Annotated in this window: 19 protein-coding genes and 2 pseudogenes; 15 read left to right on the forward strand and 6 right to left on the reverse strand. The window is 70.3% G+C overall.

Features of this window, described 5'->3' with window-relative positions:
* The 3 genes and pseudogenes from QC385_RS42300 to QC385_RS42310 form a co-directional block, all read right to left on the reverse strand.
* Positions 1-312, reverse strand: a pseudogene (locus tag QC385_RS42300) (hypothetical protein); the annotation flags it as partial.
* Positions 313-361: 49 nt separating this feature from the next.
* Complete coding sequence (locus QC385_RS42305; RefSeq protein WP_279546731.1) at positions 362-1,045, reverse strand: response regulator transcription factor; 684 nt, start codon at positions 1,043-1,045, stop codon at positions 362-364.
* Positions 1,046-1,047: 2 nt separating this feature from the next.
* On the reverse strand, positions 1,048-2,001 hold the full coding sequence (locus tag QC385_RS42310) for a HAMP domain-containing sensor histidine kinase (RefSeq protein ID WP_279546732.1): 954 nt from the start codon (positions 1,999-2,001) through the stop codon (positions 1,048-1,050).
* A 292-nt stretch (positions 2,002-2,293) separates the two neighbouring features.
* Between QC385_RS42310 and QC385_RS42315 the strand changes: the two genes are divergently transcribed.
* From QC385_RS42315 to QC385_RS42330, 4 genes are all read left to right on the forward strand, one after another.
* Positions 2,294-2,620: a TraR/DksA C4-type zinc finger protein gene (locus tag QC385_RS42315; protein WP_279546733.1), complete on the forward strand. Its 327-nt coding sequence runs from the start codon at positions 2,294-2,296 to the stop codon at positions 2,618-2,620.
* 52 nt (positions 2,621-2,672) lie between these two features.
* Entirely contained in the window at positions 2,673-3,044 is a 372-nt protein-coding gene (locus QC385_RS42320; RefSeq protein WP_279546734.1) for a TraR/DksA family transcriptional regulator, read from the forward strand.
* A gap of 259 nt (positions 3,045-3,303) precedes the next feature.
* Positions 3,304-3,615 (forward strand): ArsR/SmtB family transcription factor, encoded by a 312-nt coding sequence (locus tag QC385_RS42325; RefSeq protein WP_279546770.1) that lies wholly within the window; start codon positions 3,304-3,306, stop codon positions 3,613-3,615.
* A 72-nt stretch (positions 3,616-3,687) separates the two neighbouring features.
* Positions 3,688-4,203 carry a DinB family protein gene (locus QC385_RS42330; RefSeq protein ID WP_279546735.1) on the forward strand — a complete coding sequence of 172 codons (516 nt, stop codon included), beginning with the start codon at positions 3,688-3,690 and terminating at the stop codon, positions 4,201-4,203.
* A 90-nt stretch (positions 4,204-4,293) separates the two neighbouring features.
* Here QC385_RS42330 and QC385_RS42335 read toward each other — a convergent pair whose 3' ends face one another.
* Entirely contained in the window at positions 4,294-4,674 is a 381-nt protein-coding gene (locus QC385_RS42335) for a VOC family protein (RefSeq protein ID WP_279546736.1), read from the reverse strand.
* 234 nt (positions 4,675-4,908) lie between these two features.
* Here QC385_RS42335 and QC385_RS42340 point away from each other — a divergent pair, with 234 nt between their 5' ends.
* The 11 genes and pseudogenes from QC385_RS42340 to glyA all read left to right on the forward strand — a co-directional run bounded on the left by QC385_RS42340 (position 4,909) and on the right by glyA (position 15,232).
* The gene (locus QC385_RS42340; RefSeq protein WP_279546737.1) at positions 4,909-5,484 is read left to right on the forward strand and encodes a TerD family protein; all 576 of its coding nucleotides are present in this window, start codon (positions 4,909-4,911) and stop codon (positions 5,482-5,484) included.
* A gap of 364 nt (positions 5,485-5,848) precedes the next feature.
* Entirely contained in the window at positions 5,849-6,007 is a 159-nt protein-coding gene (locus QC385_RS42345) for a hypothetical protein (protein WP_279546738.1), read from the forward strand.
* Between the two features lie 126 nt (positions 6,008-6,133).
* Positions 6,134-6,949, forward strand: a complete 816-nt coding sequence (locus QC385_RS42350; protein WP_279546739.1) for an oxidoreductase — start codon at positions 6,134-6,136, stop codon at positions 6,947-6,949.
* A gap of 520 nt (positions 6,950-7,469) precedes the next feature.
* Positions 7,470-7,935: pseudogene (locus tag QC385_RS42355) on the forward strand (beta-ketoacyl synthase N-terminal-like domain-containing protein); the annotation flags it as partial.
* Positions 7,856-9,052: a geranylgeranyl reductase family protein gene (locus QC385_RS42360; RefSeq protein ID WP_279546741.1), complete on the forward strand. Its 1,197-nt coding sequence runs from the start codon at positions 7,856-7,858 to the stop codon at positions 9,050-9,052. The pseudogene QC385_RS42355 and the gene QC385_RS42360, both read left to right, overlap by 80 nt.
* A gap of 111 nt (positions 9,053-9,163) precedes the next feature.
* Positions 9,164-9,868 carry a VanZ family protein gene (locus QC385_RS42365; protein WP_279546742.1) on the forward strand — a complete coding sequence of 235 codons (705 nt, stop codon included), beginning with the start codon at positions 9,164-9,166 and terminating at the stop codon, positions 9,866-9,868.
* Between the two features lie 62 nt (positions 9,869-9,930).
* Entirely contained in the window at positions 9,931-10,647 is a 717-nt protein-coding gene (locus QC385_RS42370) for a response regulator transcription factor (protein WP_279546743.1), read from the forward strand.
* The gene (locus tag QC385_RS42375) at positions 10,640-11,791 is read left to right on the forward strand and encodes a sensor histidine kinase (protein ID WP_279546744.1); all 1,152 of its coding nucleotides are present in this window, start codon (positions 10,640-10,642) and stop codon (positions 11,789-11,791) included. Before QC385_RS42370 ends, QC385_RS42375 begins: the two co-directional genes overlap by 8 nt.
* Positions 11,788-12,660 (forward strand): NAD(P)H-binding protein, encoded by an 873-nt coding sequence (locus QC385_RS42380; RefSeq protein WP_279546745.1) that lies wholly within the window; start codon positions 11,788-11,790, stop codon positions 12,658-12,660. Before QC385_RS42375 ends, QC385_RS42380 begins: the two co-directional genes overlap by 4 nt.
* A gap of 335 nt (positions 12,661-12,995) precedes the next feature.
* Positions 12,996-13,868 carry a formyltetrahydrofolate deformylase gene (purU, locus tag QC385_RS42385; protein WP_279546746.1) on the forward strand — a complete coding sequence of 291 codons (873 nt, stop codon included), beginning with the start codon at positions 12,996-12,998 and terminating at the stop codon, positions 13,866-13,868.
* A gap of 95 nt (positions 13,869-13,963) precedes the next feature.
* On the forward strand, positions 13,964-15,232 hold the full coding sequence (glyA, locus tag QC385_RS42390; RefSeq protein WP_279546747.1) for a serine hydroxymethyltransferase: 1,269 nt from the start codon (positions 13,964-13,966) through the stop codon (positions 15,230-15,232).
* 190 nt (positions 15,233-15,422) lie between these two features.
* Here the strand turns inward: glyA and QC385_RS42395 are convergent, their stop codons facing one another.
* Together QC385_RS42395 and QC385_RS42400 are read right to left on the reverse strand one after the other, a co-directional pair.
* Positions 15,423-16,025: a sarcosine oxidase subunit gamma gene (locus QC385_RS42395; protein WP_279546748.1), complete on the reverse strand. Its 603-nt coding sequence runs from the start codon at positions 16,023-16,025 to the stop codon at positions 15,423-15,425.
* Positions 16,018-19,254, reverse strand: a complete 3,237-nt coding sequence (locus QC385_RS42400) for a sarcosine oxidase subunit alpha family protein (protein ID WP_279546749.1) — start codon at positions 19,252-19,254, stop codon at positions 16,018-16,020. The genes QC385_RS42395 and QC385_RS42400 overlap by 8 nt, the downstream gene beginning before the upstream one ends.
* Positions 19,255-19,266: the final 12 nt, after the last annotated feature.

Raw genomic sequence — 19,266 nt, forward strand, 5'->3', positions numbered from 1 at the left:
GCTGACACAGACGGCGTCGCACCCGTCATCCGCGCGCGGCCCGCTGACACAGACGGCGTCGCACCCGTCATCCGCGCGCGGCCCGCTGACACAGACGGCGTCGCACCCGTCATCCGCGCGCGGCCCGGTGTCCCCGTGCCGGGCGGCCCCCGCCACCACGCCGGCCACCGGCCAGCCCGTCGCACCGCCCGTCGCGCCGGGCGGCGGACCGGCGATGCCGAGCGCGGCCAGCACCAGCAGGACAGCCGTCAGTACCGCGACGCGGGGCCGGGCGCTGCCGGTACAGGCGACGGTGCGTGCAGTGCGGTGCATGCACCGTCCCCCTTCTCATCTCATCGTGGTGCTCGGGCGGGCCGGCGGCTCAGGCTTCGATCAGGCCGGCGCGGATGGCGTACCGGGTCAGTTCCAGGCGGTCACGCAGGCCGAGTTTCTGAAGCAGGTTGGCGCGGTGCCGCTGAACGGTCTTGACGCTGATGAACAGCAGGTCGGCGATCTCCTTGGACGAGTGCCCCTCGGCCACCAGCTTGAGGACCTCCTCCTCGCGGGGGGTGAGGATCTGGTCGGGCGTCTCCTCGCCGTGGCGGGCCCGGTCCAGGTAGTTGCGGATCAGGGCGGTGACCGCGCCCGGATACAGGAAGGGCTCGTCCCGCATCGCGGCCCGGCAGGCGGCGATCAGGTCCCGGTCGGCGACGGACTTCAGCACGTACCCGTTCGCGCCGGCCTTCAGGGCCTGGAAGAAGTACTGCTCGTTGTCGTGCATCGTGAGCATCATGATCCGCAATCCCGGCTTGAGGGCGGCCAGTTCGCGGGCGGCCTGCAGGCCGGTCAGTCGCGGCATGGCGATGTCCAGCACGGCCAGGTCGACGTCGTGGGCGCGGGCCATCTCGATGGCCTCGGCGCCGTCCCCGGCCTCGGCGACCACTTCCAGGTCCGGTTCCCGGTCGAGGATGAGCCGCACCCCGCGGCGCACCAGCGCATGGTCGTCGGCGAGCAGGATGCGGATCGTGCTCGTCCCCGTCGTGGCGGTCGTGGTCGCGTCTGGCATGGTCAGGGCTGCTTCCTGGATACGGGCGCGGTGAGCTGGACCCGGGTGCCGGTGTCGGGTGCCGGTGTGATGTCGAGGCTGCCGCCGATGAGCAGGGCCCGCTCGCGCATGCCACGGATGCCGGCGCCTTCTCTCGGGGCCTCGACGCCGCAGCCGTCGTCGGTGACGGCCAGCACCACCTGGTCGTCGGTGTGCCGCAGGGCGACGGTGACCTGTGTGGCGTCCGCGTGCCGCGCGACGTTGGTCATCGACTCCTGGGCGACGCGGTAGAGGACCAGTTCCGTCTCCGGCTCCAGGACCGGCAGGTCGGCATCGAAACGGCGGGTGACCTGCAACCCGGTGTGGGTGGCGAAGTCCTCGGTGAGCGAGGTCAGCGCGCTGACCAGACCCAGGTCGTCCAGTACTCCGGGCCGTAGCCTGCGCGCCAGGCGACGAACCTCGTCCAGGCTCTCCCGGGTGATCTCCTGCACCTCGTGCAACTGCTCGCGCAGCGCCGGCGGTGCCTCGTCCGAGGCGCGCTTGAGTTCCAGCAGGATCGCGGTCATGCTCTGGCCGACCTCGTCGTGGAGCTCCTGCGCGATGCGGCGCCGTTCGGCCTCCTGGGCCAGCAGGGCGCGGGCACTGCTGGTCGCCCTCTCGTGTTCCAGCCGCTCCAGCATGGCGTTGAACGTACGGATCACCTCGGTGATCTCGCCGCCGCCGGAAGCGGGCAGGCGCTGGCCGGGACGCAGCAGGTCCACGGTGGTCATCAGCTTAGTGAGCCGGCCCAGCGGGGCCAGGCCGAGCCGCAGCAGCGCGGCGTTGGCGACCAGCATGACGACCAGACCCGCGATGAGGATGATCGCCTCGGTGAGCAGAACCGGCACGGAGACGGTCACGGGCGCCCACAGCAACAGGGCCGTGGCCGTGCCCAGCACCACGGCGTTGAGGGCGAAGATCCGCCAGAACAAGGACACCGGCCCTGCGCCTCTCTTCCGGGAAACCTCGGTTTCACCTCCATCATCGGGCCACGCGCAGCCCACCGCGCTCATCCCGGGGTACCCGACTGAGCCTGCGGCCAGCCTGCCCCGTCCCGGATGCCCCGTCGATGGGGCCTGGCCCCCATTTCCCCGGTCGAGCACCACCCACGGCACGACCTCATGGATCCCCCGCCCCGGCGTAAATGGGCCCCGCGCCCGATAGGTATCCGCCACCTGCCCGGCCAGGGTGGAAGACACCTGATCACCCTGCCCGAGAAAGGGACCCACCATGTCGCTCGATGTCACCCGGGCCGAGCCCCACCTTCACGAGGTCCGTCTTCACGAGGCCCGTCAGCGCCTGGATCACGCCCGCACCTCACGGCTGGCTCAGTTGCAGGCCCTCGACGAGTGCGGGCCCAGCACGGACGACCACCTGTCGGCCGTCCAGAAGACCGCGATGGAGCGGGTGCTCAAGGAGATCGAGGCGGCATTCGCCCGCATCGAGGACGGCACCTACGGAACCTGTCTGGGCTGCACCAAACCCGTCCCCCCTGAACGCCTGGAGATCCTCCCCTACACCCGCTACTGCGTCGCCTGCCAGCGCCGCGCAGCCTGACCGACGCCCGTACCGATACCTCCTACGCCCTGCCTCGAAAAGGGGTGAAGCGGTGACCGACCAGATCATCGGCGAGAGCACGACCCACCTGTCGGACGAAGACCTCGCCGCGCTGCGCGAGAACCTGCACGAGCAGCGCTTGTTCCGCCAAGAGCAACTGCGCCAGCTCGCCGGACCCACCACCTCCCGTGCCGAGGACCGGCTCCAGCGCCAGACCGCCGCGCAGATGGAGGTCCGCATCAAGCTCGCCGCCTCCGCCCGCATGGTTCTCGCCGATGTCGAGGCGGCCCTGAGTCGCATGAACGAGGGCTCTTACGGCATCTGCCACCTGTGCCGGCGCCCCGTCGCCCGGCAACGGCTGATGATCGTGCCGCAGGCCCGCTACTGCGCCCGCTGCCAGCAGGTCAAGGAGGCGATCCCGTGACCGGCACACACGACCTGCCCGACGCCGCCGCGCATGGTCCCGGTCCCGCGGGTGGCCGGATGCACCCGGGTCAGAGGGTCATGAAGGGAGAGTGCTCGCTGAGCAGAAGCTTGCGCAGTGCCAAGCGGACGCGGGACAGAACTCGGCGGCGTGGCGATGCAGACGCGGACATGACTCCCCCAACAGCGGTAAGGTACGCCCAGTCGCGTACCTCTGGGTAAGGTACGCACTCACGCGTACCTTGTCGAGAGGCGGAGTGATGGCGGCAGGCGAGTTGGCCCACCCTCGTGCCGAGGAGCTGGAGGTGGGGCCCATCCTTCTGGCACTGGCTGATGGAAACCGGCGTCGGGTCGTGGCCGAACTCGCCGAACGGCCGGACGAAGAGCGGCTGTGCGCTTCCTTCGACCTGCCGGTGAGCAAGTCAAGCCGCACCCGTCACTGGCGAGTACTGCGGGAAGCAGGCTTGGTCTACCAGCGCGACGCCGGGAATGGGCTGTACATGCGCCTGCGCAAGGAGGACCTGGACCGTAGATTCCCGGGCCTCATCCAGGCCGTCATAGCCGCGGGTTAGTTGGTGCCCGGCGGATCCCGCAGCTTCTTAATCACGCGACACCGCCCCCGAGTTGTGGGAACCTCACCCCCGATGACACAACGAACCGATACACCCCCCGCGTGGGACGAGCGTACGCAGCTGGCCACCTTTCTGGATTACGCCCGGGACACGGCGCGAGCCAAGTGTGAGGGCGTGTCCGAGGCAGATGCCCGCAAGGCGCCGCTCCCGAATTCACCGTTGATGACGATCTGCGGGCTGATCAGCCACCTGCGATGGGTCGAGCATTACTGGGTCCAGGTGATGTTCCTCGGCGAGGAGCCCGAGGGGCCGCTCGCGGCGGCGACCGACGACGACCCCGACCCCGAGATGCGGACGGCGGTCGACATCCCGTTGCCCCGGCTTCTCGCCGAGTACGAGGAACAGAGCGCCCGTTATCGCCGTTTGGTGGCCGACCGCGACCTGAACTCAACGGCCAAGCGTCCTATCGGTGACGGCCGCCACGTGGACCTGCGCTGGGTGATCCTCCACCTCATCGAAGAGATTTCCCGCCACAACGGTCACCTCGATGTCGTGCGCGAACTCGTCGACGGACAGACCGGCGTCTGACTCGGAACCGGCGGGTCGGCAACCTTTGCCGCCCCGGTGCCGGCGGTTGGCCCGCTGGTTCTTCGGATCGGGGGACCGCCCCGGGAGCATCTAGGAGGAGGCCGCTCGGTCCGACTCGCTGCGAAGGACGCAGAACTCGTTGCCTTCGGGGTCGGCAAGGACCGCCCAGCCAGAGCCATCGGGATTGCGGTGATCCGCGACGAAGGTGGCACCGAGGCCCAACAGCCGTTCCACCTCCTGCTCACGCGAGGACTCGGGGCGCAGACACAGGTGGATCCGGTTCTTGGTCTTCTTGGACTCGGGCACCTGGTTGAAGTACAGCACCGGGCCCTCCGCCAGCAGCACCTGGGTTTCCCGGTCACCCGGTTTGTCATCCGGATGCTGCGGACGGCCGGTCACCCTGCTCCAGAACCGGGCCAGCTCGTAGGCGTCCGCACAGTCGATCGCAACGTTCTGCAGTACCGAAACCATGCGAGCGAGCCTTCCTCACTTCCACTCCAGGCACCACCGAGTTGTGCTCATCATGTGGCCACCCGCTTCCCGCTCGTGAGTTCGCAACCCACAGGAACGGAAGGCGACTTCGGGGCGACAGCGCAGAGAACGCGGTCAGCCGCCAGACACTCCCATCTCCTCTACAGTGATGTAGATTCTTTATCCGGGGCCCGCCATCGCGCCTCGACCGCATACGCAGAGAAGGAGTACCTCGTGGGAGTTTCCCTGTCCAAGGGTGGCAACGTCTCGCTCAGCAAGGAGGCGCCGGGCCTCACCGCCGTCCTGGTCGGCCTGGGCTGGGACGTGCGCACGACCACCGGCACCGACTACGACCTCGACGCCTCCGCCCTGCTCCTCGAGGCCTCCGGCAAGGTCCCCTCGGACCAGCACTTCGTCTTCTACAACAACCTGAAGAGCCCGGACGGTTCGGTCGAGCACACCGGCGACAACCTCACCGGTGAGGGCGAGGGCGACGACGAATCGGTCAAGGTGAACCTCGCCGCCGTGCCCTCAGAGATCGAAAAGATCGTGTTCCCGGTCTCCATTCACGACGCCGAGAACCGCGGGCAGAGCTTCGGGCAGGTCCGCAACGCCTTCATCCGTGTCGTCAACCAGGCGAACAATCAGGAGATCGCCCGCTACGACCTGTCCGAGGACGCCTCCACCGAGACCGCGATGGTCTTCGGCGAGCTCTACCGGCACGGCACCGAGTGGAAGTTCCGAGCCGTCGGCCAGGGCTACGCCTCCGGACTGGCCGGCATCGCCACCGACTTCGGCGTCAACGTCTGACACGCACGAAAGCAGCGCGACGGGACCTGCCGCCCGGGGACAGGCCGGGCGGCCACCTCGACAACCGACCGGAGCGTAAGCGGCCACCCGGCTCACCTCCGGCCGGAGGGCCGAGCGGACTTCCAGACAGTCCTGCACCTGGCGCTGAGCATGGCCGACGTCAGGACAGCCTTGCTCACGGATCTCCCGGCCTCGCGGGCGACGGACCGCATGCGGGGCCCGCACCCGTGTCCGCGCTCGACCTCCGCCGACGGGTTCAGAGCCGCTTGATGCCCCAGAGGGCGGCGACCAGCACGACGACCACGGCCGCCACCACCCAGACGGCCAGACCGACACGACGCTTCCACGGGCTCACACTCCACTGATGCCCGCCGGCCATGCCGCCACACCCAGCGAGGACGGGCGGCCGCAAGACGGGGAGCGCCGTCGCACGGCCGTCTCGTGCACGGGCATCGCCGTGGTCGCCGACTCCGCCCGGCCCGTAGGCCACACCCCGCACCTGTCGAGCGACACCACCGCATGAACGGTACGTGCGCTGACGCAGATCGGACGGGATGGGATCGGATGGGCGCCTGCCACTTGCACATGGAAACCGATCGGTTTACGGTGGAGAAACCGATCAGTTTCCCCACGAGCCCAGGAATCCATGATGACGACAAATCGGCCGGCGGCACTCGTGACGGGTGCGTCATCCGGCATCGGGAAGGAAACCGCGCTCGCGCTGGTCGCAGCGGGTTTCGACGTGGTCGGCACGAGCCGCGACACCTCACGCGTCGCCCCGCTGGACGGTGTGTCGTTCCTCGACCTCGACGTGGCCAGTGACGCCTCGGTCACCACCGCGGTCGACCAGGTGATCGAGCGATTCGGGCGGATCGACGTCCTGGTCAACAACGCCGGCGTCGGCTCGATGGGTGCGGCCGAGGAGACCTCCGTCGCCCAGGCCCAGGGCATCTTCGACACCAACGTCTTCGGGGTCATGCGCATGGTGAAGGAGGTCCTGCCGCACATGCGCGCGCAGGGACGCGGGCGCGTCATCAACATCTCGTCCGTGGTCGGGCTCATCCCCTCGCCCTACATGGCCGTCTACGCCGCCTCCAAGCATGCGATCGAGGGCTACACCGAGTCCCTGGACCACGAGATCCGTGAGCACGGCGTCCGGGCGCTTCTCGTCGAACCCGCCTACACCAGGACCGGATTCGAGGCCAACAGCGCGCGGCCCGACACGCCCCTTCAGGTCTACGCGAAGCAACGGCTCACCTTCGACCGCCTGATGGCGGAGGCGATCAAGGATGGCGACGCCCCCGCCGTCGTCGCCAAGGTGATCGTCGCGGCTGCGACCGACGCGAGGCCGAAGCTGCGCTACACCGCCGGCCCCGTGGCCGGACGCGCGAGCACGCTGCGCCGCGTCGTACCCGCCTGGGCCTTCGACAAGCAGATTCGCAAGCTCAACCGGCTGGCCGGCTGACGCCCGCCCGCACGCGAGCACACCCGCGAAAGATCCGCAGGGGCGGCAGGAGTTCACCTACGACCGGGACCGGGCCCAGGGCGCGGTCGGCCAGCCGGGTCCCCTTCTTGGGGGCCCGGCCCCTTGCTGCTCGGCGCGCACACCGTGGAGCACACCGAGACGACCCTTTGCCGTGCCACTTTCGCGGTACCCGACGCCGATGATCCTCTAAGAACCCGTCCGAGCGGCTGAACCCGGTGCACAGAGGCATTCGCGATCCCCGACGTGCTACCGCCCGTGGCCCGCTCGTCCTTGGTACCGGCCGGTCCTTGTGCCGAAATGGCCAGTGCCGCGCAACCTCGATCCGAAGGCGTGGCGGAGAGCGCGCCCGAAGTGGCCGCCTCCAAGTTCCTCGTGGTGAAGGACGGCACCCCATGCATGCACATCCTGGCGCGTTGAGGAGCCCGGAGCGGGTCAGGACGAACCGGTCGCGGTCGTAGGAGCCGCCTGCCGGTTCCCCGGGGAGGTCCGCTCCCTCAACTCGCTCTGGCGGTTGCTGATGGCGCGTCGGGAGACGGTGCGGGAGGTGCCCGGTGAGCGGTGGGAGCAGGCGGAGCTGGCCGGTCTTCCCGCCCAGGTCGCGGCCCGGCTGCTTCCTGGACGACGACGTGTACGCCTACGAGCCGGAGTTCTTCGGTATCAACGCGCAGGAAGCACCCTGGGTGGATCCGGAGCACCGGTTGCTGTCAGAAGTGGTCTGGGAGGCCATCGAGCACGCCGGCATTCCGGCCCGGCGGCTGTCGGGCACTCCGACGGGCATGTTCTTCTTGGTCTACCAGAAGGACTACATGCTGCGTGTGCAGCGGCCTCTCGAAGAGGTCAACGCCTACGCGATGTACACCGGCTTCGACAGCATCGGTCCCGGCCGTGTGGGGTTCATGCTCAACCGTCGGCGCCGGCCCGGCCGGGGCCACCGCCGCCCGCGTCGCCGCCGAGGAGGGCTGTGAGACGCTGCTGCTGGAGCGCGCCGCCATTCCCCGCTACAAGACCTGCGGCGGCGGCCTCATCGGAGCATCCCTCGCCGCCCTGCCTCCCGGCCTGCCCCTGAAGGTCTACGACACCGCCCGGCAGTTCACCTTCTCACTCAACGGCCGCAGGGAACGCACGCTCGTCTCCGGCTCTCCGACCATCGCCATGGTCTACCGCAGCGAACTCGACGCGGCGCTGACCGAAGCCGCCGCGGCGGCGGGAGCGGAGGTGCGGGACAGCACCGCGCTGACCGCCCTGGAGCAGCAGGGCGACACCGTCACGGTGAAGACCAACCGCGGTGACACGCTTCGTGCCCGGGCCGTCGTCGGCGCCGACGGCAGCGCCGGCAGAGTCGCCCGGTACGTGGGCGTTCGGTGCGCACAGGTCGACCTCGCCCTGGAGGTCGAAGTGCCGGTCGACGAACGCACGGCCGGTCGATGGCGCGGCCGTGTCCTGATGGAGTGGGGGCCTCTGCCGGGCTCCTTCGGCTGGGTCTTCCCCAAAGGGGACGTCTGCACCGCCGGAGTGGTGGCCGCCCGTGGCAACCCCGCAGCCCTCCGCGCCTACAAGGAGGACTTCCTCACCCGTCACGGACTTCTCGGCCCACGTCCGCTCCACGACACCGGCCACCTGACCCGGTGCCGCCGCCCTGACTCCCCGCTGGCCCGCGGGCGCGTGCTCGTCGCCGGTGACGCCGCCGCTCTCGTCGACCACTGGTCCCGGGAAGGCATCTCCTACGCGCTGCGCTCGGGAGACCTCGCGGGTCGTGCCGCCGCCCGTCTCGTCGCCTCCGCCGACGAGACGGAGGCGACCGCCACCGCCGACCGGTACGGACGGCAGGTCGATGACGTCCTCGGCGTCGAAATGCGCGTCAGCGGCACGCTGATGAACCTCTTCGCCCGCAACCCGGGCCTCGTGCACACCGCTTTGACCCGCCTGCCCCCGGCGTGGCGCCGTCTCGACGCCTACATCGCCGGCCGCACCACCGTCGCCGGGATCATGACCACGCCCATGGCGCGAAGCGCCACTGCTCTGGCCGCCCGGCTCCCTCGGGCCCGGGAGAGTGTCCGGGAGCCGTCCGCGGGTCTCGGGTGACGTGCCGCGCTGCTCGCTCCGAAGATTCCTCGATACCGGGGACCCCTTGTATCGCGGGCGTATCGAGAATCGCATACGCCGTCGCAACGGCCGTCCGTCTCCAATGGGGGCATGAACGACAGCGCATCACTGTCAGCACCGCCCCGCCGCACGCGCGGGATCGTGCTTGTCGTCCTGGCGGTCCTCGGCATGGCCAGCGCCGTGTCCACCGTGCGGCGGCCGCTCATGATGGCCGCTCCGACGTGCATGGCCGGGCGGTGGCACGGCTGTTTCGACACGTTCAACGGTGTGGTGCTCATGACGTTGGTCACGGTGCCGCTGGCCGCGCTGGTGGTGTGGGCCCTGGCCCGCCGTCGGCGTGCCGCCGGCGTCACATGGGCGTGGCGGATGTCGGTGGCCGAGGTGGGCATGGCCCACGGGACGGTGCCGTTCGTGTGGCTGACCATGATGCCGGGCGGCGGGGCCGGCACCGTCCCCGCGCGGGTGAGCCTGGTACCGCTGCGGGACCTGCTCACGATGGGGCCGATCGGGATCGGCGGCAACCTGCTGATCTTCGCGGCGCTGGGGTTCTTCGCGCCGATGCGGTTCGCGGCGCTGGCGTCCGTGCCGCGGGTCCTGGCGCTCGGGGCGGGTTGCTCGGTCCTGGTCGAGACCGCGCAGTACGTCCTGCGGCTCGACCGGGTGTCCTCCGTGGACGACGTGCTGGTCAACGCCGCCGGCGCCGTGCTGGCCGCGCTGGCGTCGCGCCGCTGGTGGCGCGCTGCGGCCCAAGCACCCTCGGACCAGCCTCGCCCCGCGCCGGCACCGGCAGGCTGAGTCACGTGGTCGGCAAGTCTTCGCATACGTCGGCGATATGCCGTGCTCCTTAGGCTTCGGGCATGCGTGTACTGATCGTGGAGGACGAGCCCTACCTGGCCGAAGCCGTCCGTGACGGTCTGCGGCTGGAGGCGATCGCCGCCGACATCGCCGGTGACGGCGACTCCGCCCTGGAACTGCTCAGCGTCCACTCCTACGACCTCGCGGTCCTCGACCGCGACATCCCCGGCCCCTCCGGCGACGAGGTCGCCCGGCGCATCGTCGCCTCCGGCAGCGGCATCCCGATCCTCATGCTCACCGCTGCCGACCGGATCGACGACAAGGCTTCCGGGTTCGAGCTCGGCGCCGACGACTACCTCACCAAACCGTTCGAGCTGCGGGAACTCGTCCTGCGGCTGAGGGCGCTCGACCGCAGGCGCGCTCACGCCCGGCCTCCGGTGAGGGAGATCGCGGGCCTGCGGCTCGACCCCTTCCGCCGGGAGGTCTTCCGCGACGGACGCTACGTCGCGCTCACCCGCAAACAGTTCGCCGTGCTGGAAGTCCTCGTCGCCGCCGAGGGCGGGGTCGTCAGCGCCGAAGAGCTGCTGGAACGGGCCTGGGACGAGAACGCCGACCCCCTGACCAACGCCGTGCGCATCACCGTCTCCGCACTGCGCAAGCGGCTCGGGGAACCATGGATCATCGCCACGGTGCCCGGCGTCGGCTACCGGATCGACACCGCTGCGGACACCATCGCCCCCGGCAAGGACACCCCCCACCCCGACAGCGGCGATGCATAGACGCCCAGGGCTCAGCGCCCGACTGAAACTCACCCTGAGCTACGCCGGGTTCCTCGCCGTCGCCGGCGCTCTCCTGCTGGCCGTGGTGTGGGGGTTCCTGCTGCGCTACGTGCCCGACAACAGCCAGGGCCTGCTCGGGGTCTCGCCCAACCGTTACCTCCTGGTGCGCACCTTCGCCCCCGCCGCTGCCGTGGCGATGGCGTGCCTGCTCGTGTTCGGCCTGGTCGGGGGATGGATCCTCGCCGGCCGGATGCTCGCACCGCTCACACAGATCAGGGATGCGGCACGGATGGCCGGGGACGGGTCGCTGTCCCACCGGATCCGCATGAAGGGCCGCCAGGACGAATTCCGTGAACTCTCCGACGCGTTCGACTCGATGCTCGAACAACTCGAGTCCCACGTCGCCGAGCAGCAGAGATTCGCCGCGAACGCCTCCCACGAACTGCGCACCCCGCTGGCCATCTCGCGCACGCTGCTCGACGTCGCCCGCAAGGACCCCACGCGGGACCGGGGTGAACTCATCGAGCGCCTCCAGGCCGTCAACACGCGAGCGATCGGCCTCACCGAAGCCCTTCTGCTGCTCAGCCGCAGCGACCGCGGAAACTTCACCCGCGAGAGCGTCGACCTCTCCCTCCTTGCCGAAGAAGCCGCCGAGACTCTGCTTCCTCTCGCCGAACAGCGCCGGATCACGCTCGACGTCACCGGCGGAGCGGCCCGGACCAGCGGGTCCGCGGAGCTCCTGCTGCGGATGGTGACGAACCTCGTCCAGAACGCCATCGTCCACAACGTGCCCGCCGACGGCACCGTGACGGTCCGCACCGAGGCACACGGCGACACGAGCGTGCTGCGGGTCGAGAACACGGGCCGTCCGCTCCCACCCGAACTGGTACCGACCCTCACCGAACCCTTCCAGCGCGGAACGGAACGCACACGCACCGACGAGCACGCCGGTGTCGGCCTCGGCCTGGCCATCGTGCACAGCGTCGTCCGCGCCCACGACGGAACCCTCGACCTCGTCCCCCGCCCCGACGGCGGTCTCCTCGTCACGGTCCGGCTTCCCGCGGATGGTCCTCGGCGCTGCGGCCCATGTGCTGAACTGCAACAGCTCGAGCACGGGCGTGACGAGACGAAGGGCGATCCATGACCATTCTGGTGACCGGGGCCACCGGCAACGTCGGGCGCGATGTCGTCCGGCAACTCGTGGAGGGGGGACACGACGTGCGGGCCCTGACCCGCAGGACGAGGCCCGGGGCGGCCCCCGGGGGAGTCCGGGTCCAGGAGGGCGATCTCACGCGTCCGGAGACGCTCAAGGACGCCCTCGAAGGAGTCGACGCGCTTTTCCTCTTCCCGGTGGCGACGACCGCCGAGGAGGTGGTCGGTATGGCGAAGTCGGCGGGTGTGCGGCGCATCGTGGTGCTCTCCTCCGGCGCGGTCACCGCCGGTTACGACACCGACTTCCACCTGCCGGTGGAGCGGGCGGTCGAGGCGTCGGGGCTGGAGTGGACGCATGTGCGCCCCGGTGAGTTCGCGATGAACAAGCTGGCCCTGTGGGGGCCGTCCATCCGCGCCGAGCGCGTGGTGCGTGAGCCGGCCCCGGACGCCGGCTGGTTCCCGGTGCATGAGCGGGACATCGCCGACGTGGCCGTCCTCGCTCTGACCGAGGAGGGCCATGCCGGGCAGGCGTACACCCTCAACGGTCCCGAACTCCTCACCCACCGGCGGCAAGTGGAGATCGTCGCCGAGGCGATGGGCGAGCAGGTCCGGTTGGAAGTGGTCACGCTTCAGCAGGCCCGCGAGATCTATCTCGCGCAGGGCGGCTTCGCGGCGGAGAACGTCGACTTCCTCCTCGGGTTAGAGGATTACGGCGGCAATGAATCGGACCCTTCGTCGGAGGCGGAGGCGTTCGACCTTTCGGCCCTGGGCCCCATGCCGACGGCCGAGGCCGTCACCGGAAGGCGGGCGCGCACCTTCGCTCAGTGGGCACGGGACCATGCCGACGCGTTCCGCGCCTGACGAACGTTCCACCCGCCGCCGGTGAACCACCGGCGGCGACCACCCCGTCCGGGGCAAGCTCCGAGGGCCTGCCGCTCCGAGAACGTCTTCGTCGTCCCCGCGCTCAAGCAACGGCGGAACAACCCCGGTCACGCCCTTGAGGACGGCGCGTTTCGCATGCCGACAGGAGGGCCCTGCGTTGCCTATCGCGCTGTGAATTCCTCCATGCACAACATGCCCCAGGGGCCCTGCCGAAGGATTTCCGTCAGGGCACACCCTTGACCGGGCCCCCTCCCCCTTGGACTATGTTGCGTAATGCTCGCCGTGTTGCTCATTACGCACCGCTGGAGGATGCTGTGCCCCCTCGCCCCCGCCCCGGCCGCGAGTTCGTCCTCACCCTCTCCTGTCCCGACCGGGCCGGACTGGTCCACGCCGTCACCGGCTTCCTCGTCGAGCACTCCGGGAACATCCTGGAGAGCCAGCAGTTCGACGACCGCTTGCAGGACCGCTTCTTCATGCGTGTGCACTTCGACGTCTCCGACCCGGAGACCTCACTGGAACGCCTGCGCGCGGGGTTCTCCTCGCTGGCCGAGACCTACCGGATCGATTGGCGGCTGTTCGACGCGGCCGCCCCCACCCGCACGCTGATCATGGTCTCCAAGTACGGCCACTGCCTGAACGACCTGCTGTTCCGCAGGAGCACCGGCGCCCTCAACATCGAGATACCGGCGATCGTCTCCAACCACCGGGACTTCGAGCCGCTCGCACAGAGCCACGGCATCCCCTTCCACCACATCCCCGTCACACCGCAGACGAAGGCGGAGGCGGAGACCCGGCTGCTGGAGCTGGTGGAGCGATTGGAGATCGACCTTGTGGTCCTCGCCCGCTACATGCAGATCCTGTCGGACGACCTGTGCAAGCAGTTCGAGGGCCGGGCCATCAACATCCACCACTCCTTCCTCCCCAGCTTCAAGGGGGCCCGGCCCTATCTCCAGGCCCACCAGCGAGGGGTCAAGCTGGTCGGGGCCACCGCCCACTACGTCACCCCCGACCTGGACGAGGGGCCCATCATCGAGCAGGACGTCGTCCGCGTGGACCACTCCCACGACCCCGAACAGCTGGTCACCACGGGCCGGGACGTCGAGGCGCGTGTGCTGGCACGGGCCGTGCAATGGCACAGCGAGAGCCGCATCCTGCTCAACGGCCACCACACCGTGGTCTTCCGCTGAGGCCACGCCCGCGTCTCCCCGCTGTCGCAGCCGCCGCCCGACAGCTCCGCCCGAGGCGTACGGCCACCCTGCGCCCCGACATGAGGAAGCCGCAGATGTCCTTCCTGAACACGTCCCTGCACGAGCTCGACCCGGTCGTCGCCGCCGCGCTCGGCGCCGAGCTGGAGCGCCAGCAGTCCACCCTGGAGATGATCGCCTCCGAGAACTTCGCGCCGGTCGCGGTGATGGAGGCCCAGGGCTCGGTCCTGACCAACAAGTACGCCGAGGGCTACCCGGGACGGCGCTACTACGGCGGCTGCGAGCACGTCGACGTAGTCGAGCGGATCGCCGTCGACCGTCTCAAGGAGCTGTTCGGCGCCGAGTACGCCAACGTCCAGCCCCACTCCGGAGCCTCCGCCAACCAGGCCGCGCTGTTCGCCCTGGCCCAGCCCGGCGACACCGTCCTCGGCCTGGCCCTGGCCCACGGCGGCCACCTGACCCACGGCATGCGGCTGAACTTCTCCGGCAAGCAGTTCAACGTGGTCGCGTACCACGTGGACACCGCCACCGGCCTGGTCGACATGGACGAACTGGAGAAGCTGGCAGAGGAGCACCGTCCGAAGGTGATCATCGCCGGCTGGTCGGCCTACCCGCGGCAGCTGGACTTCGCCCGGTTCCGCCGGATCGCCGACGAGGCCGGGGCGTACCTGTGGGTCGACATGGCGCACTTCGCGGGTCTGGTCGCGGCCGGGCTGCACCCGAACCCGGTGCCGCACGCGGACGTGGTCACCTCCACCACCCACAAGACGCTAGGCGGTCCGCGCGGCGGCATCATCCTCGCCCGGAGCAAGGACTTCGCGAAGAAGCTGAACTCCTCCGTCTTCCCCGGCTTCCAGGGCGGCCCGCTGGAGCATGTGATCGCGGCCAAGGCGGTCTCCTTCAAGGTCGCGGCCTCCAAGGAGTTCAGGGAGCGCCAGCGCCGTACGGTCGAGGGTGCGCGCATCCTCGCCGAGCGGCTGACCGCCGCCGACGCCCGCGAGGCCGGTGTGAACGTCCTGTCCGGCGGCACGGACGTGCACCTGATCCTGGTGGACCTGCGCGAGTCGGAGCTGGACGGCCGGCAGGCGGAGGACCGCCTCCACGAGGTCGGCATCACGGTCAACCGCAACGCCGTCCCGAACGACCCGCGTCCGCCGATGGTGACGTCGGGCCTGCGGATCGGCACGCCGGCCCTGGCGACCCGTGGCTTCGAGGCCGAGGACTTCGCCGAGGTCGCGGACATCATCGCCGAGACACTGAAACCGTCCCACGACGCCGAAGCGCTCAAGGCCCGGGTCAAGGCACTGGCCGACAAACACCCGCTCTACGCCGGCCTGACCAAGTAGCGGCGCCCGCCCCGCGCGGAGGAGTGACCGTGGCAGTCTGAAGACTGCGGCTGTTGGGCGTCGGTACGACGCTCCGGACATGGCCGCCCCATGAAGGAGACCGGAGCCGACGAGGCCCTGCCGCGGGCCGAGCGACTCAGGGCCGTGGCTGTGTGAGCCGCTGAGCGGCTCACACAGCCAGTTACGTCCGTCAGAGGTATTCCGTCGCCGCGTCGAGCAGCCAGTCCGCCAGGTAGCCGGCGAAGGACGAGCGGACCAGTACCCAGAAGCCCGCCCTGGGTTCGTCCCGGGAGACCAGGACGACCTGAGTGCGGCCCAGTGTCGTCTGGGCGCAGCGCCCGGCCTCGAAGGCCCGTGGATGCAGGTCCAGCGGGCACCCGTGGGCCAGCAGGTCGCGTGCGCGCGAACCCGTCACGAGGAGTGTGGTGCGCTGGGCGGAGACGTCGGTGACGGAGACCGGCTCGTCTCCGGCGGCCTCCCGGATCCGGCTCTCCCAGTCCCTCTCGCGCCCCGGCGGTCCGACCAGCAGCCACTCGTCGGGACCGAGCCACAGCGCGGTCGACTCCCCCGCGCGCACGACGGTGCCGGGTTCGAGGGGCAGTTGCAGGCCCAGTGCCAGTCCTACGGTGTCCGCCGCCGCTCCCTTGGCGTCCAGGCGCACGTTCACCTGGGTCAGGAAGGGGAGTTCGGCCAGCCGGATCGCGCCCCGGGAGGCGCGGGTGGCGGCGGCCAGGCGGTCGGCGGCGTGCGACAGGGGGCTGTGGGGCGGGGCGGCAAGGGCGGTGTCAGCCATCGCGACGGGCTCCCTCGGGGTCGTAGAGGACGGGGCTTGCGACGGTCACCGGAACCAGCCGGTCGCCGACGGGGGCGTACAGCCGCTCGCCGATGCGTTCCCGGCCGCCCTTGATCATGGCGAGCGCGAACGTCCGGCCGAGGGCCGCGCTGCGGTAACTGGAGGTGACGTGGCCGAGCATCGGGACGGGCGGCGCCGGCAGCACACTGTCGGCGACGAGCTGAGTGCCCTCCGGCAGGAAGGTCCCCGGGTCCTCGGGGAGCAGGCCGACCAGGTGCTTGCGGTCGGCGCGGGCGGTGTCCGCGCGGGCGAAGGACCGCTTGCCGATGAAGTCCGGCTTCTTCTTCGACACCACCCAGTTCATACCGAGATCGTGTGGGGTGACGGTGCCGTCGGTGTCCTGGCCGATGATCGGGTAGCCCTTCTCGGCCCGCAGGACGTGCATGGTCTCGGTGCCGTACGGGGTGATGCCGTACGGGGCACCGGCCTGGTACAGCGCGTGCCACAGGGCGAGGGCCTGCCACGGTGACACGTTGATCTCGTAGGCCAGTTCGCCGGAGAAGCTGATCCGGCACACTCTGGCCTCGATGCCCGCGACGGCCGTCTCGCGCCAGGCCATGAACGGGAAGTCGTCGTTGGCGACGGCGAGTCGGGGCGCGAGCGAGCCGAGGACCTCGCGGGACTTCGGGCCGACCAGGGCGACGGTGGCCCACTGTTCGGTCACGGACGTGCAGTGGACCTTCAGCTCGGGCCACTCGGTCTGGAGCCACTCCTCCATCCAGTCCAGTACGGCCGCCGCGTTGCCGGTCGTGGTGGTGACCAGGTAGCGGTCGGGGGCGAGGCGGATGACGGTGCCGTCGTCGAAGACCATGCCGTCGGGGCGGCACATGACGCCGTAGCGGATCATGCCGACCTTCAGGGTGCTGATCATGTTGGTGTAGAGCAGATCGAGGAAGACGCCGGCGTCCGGGCCCTGGACGTCGATCTTGCCGAGCGTGGAGGCGTCCATGAAGGCGACGCCCTCACGCGCGGCCGCGCACTCGCGCAGCACGGCGGCCTCCATGTCCTCACCGTCGCGCGGGTAGTACCAGGGGCGCTTCCACTGGCCGACGTTCTCGAAGAGAGCACCGTGTGCCACATGCCACTCGTGCAGGGCGGTCGTGCGGACCGGGTCGCTCAGCACGCCGCGGTCACGGCCGGCGAGGGCGGCGAAGGAGACCGGGGTGTAGGGGGGACGGAACGTGGTCGTGCCGAGCGCCGAGATGTCCACGCCGAGCAGTTCGGCGACGACGCCACTGGCCAGGACGCCTGAGGTCTTGCCCTGGTCATTGGCGGTACCGGCCGTGGTGTAGCGCTTGGTGTGTTCGACCGAGCGCATGCCGGCCCCGGTCGCGCGAGCCAGGTCGTCGACCGTGACGTCGCGTTGGAGGTCGACGAAACGGGGGCCCGCTTCGCTGCCGGGGACGGTGAAGACGTGCAGGGCGGGCGTGTACGTCTGTGCGGCCGCCTTCGGCAGGCCGGGCGTCTCGGGGGTGTAGCCCTCGGCCTCGATCGCACGGGCACCGGCGGCCGCGCCCTGGGCGAGGACGCCGGCCAGGTCGAAGACACCGCTCGCGCTGCCCGCCACCTCGACGGCCTGGCGGCAGGTGTCGGGGACGAAGGTGCCGAGTTCCTCGTCGTGGCGCAGCTTGCCGCCGGCCTGGCTGAACAGGTGCGCGACGGGATTCCAGCCGCCGGATACCAGCAGCAGGTCGGCGGCGAACTCCCGCTGCCCGGCGGACTCCCCGTAAGGGGCGACGGTCACGGCCGTGATCCGCGCGTCGCCCTCCGTGCCGGTGACGGCATGACCGGTCAGCACCTCGATGCCGGCCGCGCGCGCACGCTCGGCCCATTCCCCCGGCTCCGGGCGCGTGTCGACGACGGCCTGGACGGACACGCCTGCCGCGGCGAGGTCCAGCGCCGTCGGGTAGGCGCTGTCGTTGGTGGTGAGGACGACCGCGTGGCGGCCGGGCAGGACGCCGTAGCGGTTGACGTAGGTGCGGGCGGAGGCCGCCAGCATCACTCCGGGGCGGTCGTTGTCCGCGAAGGCCAGGGAGCGTTCGTGGGCGCCGGTGGCGAGGACGACGCGACGGGCGCGGATGCGCCAGACGCGTTCGCGGGAGACGTTCTCGGGGGCCTCGGCGCCGAGGTGGTGGGTGCGGCGTTCGACGGCGAGAAGGTGGTTGTCGTCGTAGTACCCGAAGACGGTGGTGCGGCGGAGAACGCGTACGTCGGGCGCGGCGTCGAGCCGGGCTGCGGTCTCCTCGGCCCAGCCTGGGAGTTCGGCCGTGCCGAGGAGGCTGCCGCCGAGTTCGGGCTGGTCGTCGGCGACGATGACACGGGCGCCGCTTCTCGCTGCCGCGGCCGCTGCGGCGAGGCCGGCCGGGCCGGCGCCGACGATCAGCAGGTCGCAGTGCGCGTGTACGGCGTCGTAGCGGGCCGGGTCCGGTTCGGTGGCGAGGCGGCCCTGGCCGGGGAGGCTGGTCGCCACCAGGCCGTCGTAGAGCTCGACCGTGGTGGCCGGGAGCATGGGCTCGGGGAACGGGGCCTCGATCTGGATGACGGCGTTGGGTTCCTCCACGCCGGCCGAGAAGATGCCGCGTGGGCGGCCGAGCTTGATGCTGGTGCCGGTGTGGACGACACCGTTGGCGAGGAGGGCGGAGGCGAGGGTGTCGCCCTTGTAGCCCTGGTGTGCGGTGCCGTCGAAAGTGAAGGTGATCGGGGTGTCGCGGTGGATTCGGCCGCGGGTGGGGTGGCGGAAGGGCTGGTTCTCGCCCCCGCCGCCCCTACCCGTCCCATCCTGAAGGGGCTCCGCCCCTTCGACCCCGCTGGGGGCTGTGCTCCCAGACCCTCCTTCGGCCTGGACGGCCTCGTCCTCAAACGCCGGACGGGCCGGGCCGACCGAACGTGACTCGGAGATTGCAGGACGCTCCTCCCCCGCCCGATAAACCGCCAGAATCTCGTTCGTCGATGTGTCCCGCACCGCGTTGAACCACCGTCGGCAGCCCGCCCCGTGGCTCCACCGCTCGGCGAACGGGCCCCTCGGGTTGTCGCGGAAGAACAGGTACCGGGCCCACTCCTCGTCGCTGAGCGCCGACGAGTCCTCGGGGTAAGGCACATGGGCCTGGCCGCCGTAGTGGAACTCGGCCTCGTCGCGGGGCCCGCACCACGGGCATGGGATGAGCAGCATGGTTCGGCTCCC

This window comes from Streptomyces sp. DH10 (assembly GCF_029813805.1).
Lineage (GTDB): Bacteria > Actinomycetota > Actinomycetes > Streptomycetales > Streptomycetaceae > Streptomyces > Streptomyces coeruleofuscus.

Excerpts from the sequence above, each read along its gene's own strand:
- QC385_RS42305 (WP_279546731.1), bottom strand. The coding sequence starts at position 1,045 with ATGCCAGACGCGACCACGACCGCCACGACGGGGACGAGCACGATCCGC.
- QC385_RS42315 (WP_279546733.1), top strand. The coding sequence starts at position 2,294 with ATGTCGCTCGATGTCACCCGGGCCGAGCCCCACCTTCACGAGGTCCGT.
- QC385_RS42325 (WP_279546770.1), top strand. The coding sequence starts at position 3,304 with ATGGCGGCAGGCGAGTTGGCCCACCCTCGTGCCGAGGAGCTGGAGGTG.
- QC385_RS42330 (WP_279546735.1), top strand. The coding sequence starts at position 3,688 with ATGACACAACGAACCGATACACCCCCCGCGTGGGACGAGCGTACGCAG.
- QC385_RS42335 (WP_279546736.1), bottom strand. The coding sequence starts at position 4,674 with ATGGTTTCGGTACTGCAGAACGTTGCGATCGACTGTGCGGACGCCTAC.
- QC385_RS42345 (WP_279546738.1), top strand. The coding sequence starts at position 5,849 with ATGCCCGCCGGCCATGCCGCCACACCCAGCGAGGACGGGCGGCCGCAA.
- QC385_RS42350 (WP_279546739.1), top strand. The coding sequence starts at position 6,134 with ATGACGACAAATCGGCCGGCGGCACTCGTGACGGGTGCGTCATCCGGC.
- QC385_RS42365 (WP_279546742.1), top strand. The coding sequence starts at position 9,164 with ATGAACGACAGCGCATCACTGTCAGCACCGCCCCGCCGCACGCGCGGG.
- QC385_RS42370 (WP_279546743.1), top strand. The coding sequence starts at position 9,931 with ATGCGTGTACTGATCGTGGAGGACGAGCCCTACCTGGCCGAAGCCGTC.
- QC385_RS42375 (WP_279546744.1), top strand. The coding sequence starts at position 10,640 with ATGCATAGACGCCCAGGGCTCAGCGCCCGACTGAAACTCACCCTGAGC.
- QC385_RS42380 (WP_279546745.1), top strand. The coding sequence starts at position 11,788 with ATGACCATTCTGGTGACCGGGGCCACCGGCAACGTCGGGCGCGATGTC.
- glyA (WP_279546747.1), top strand. The coding sequence starts at position 13,964 with ATGTCCTTCCTGAACACGTCCCTGCACGAGCTCGACCCGGTCGTCGCC.
- QC385_RS42395 (WP_279546748.1), bottom strand. The coding sequence starts at position 16,025 with ATGGCTGACACCGCCCTTGCCGCCCCGCCCCACAGCCCCCTGTCGCAC.
- QC385_RS42400 (WP_279546749.1), bottom strand. The coding sequence starts at position 19,254 with ATGCTGCTCATCCCATGCCCGTGGTGCGGGCCCCGCGACGAGGCCGAG.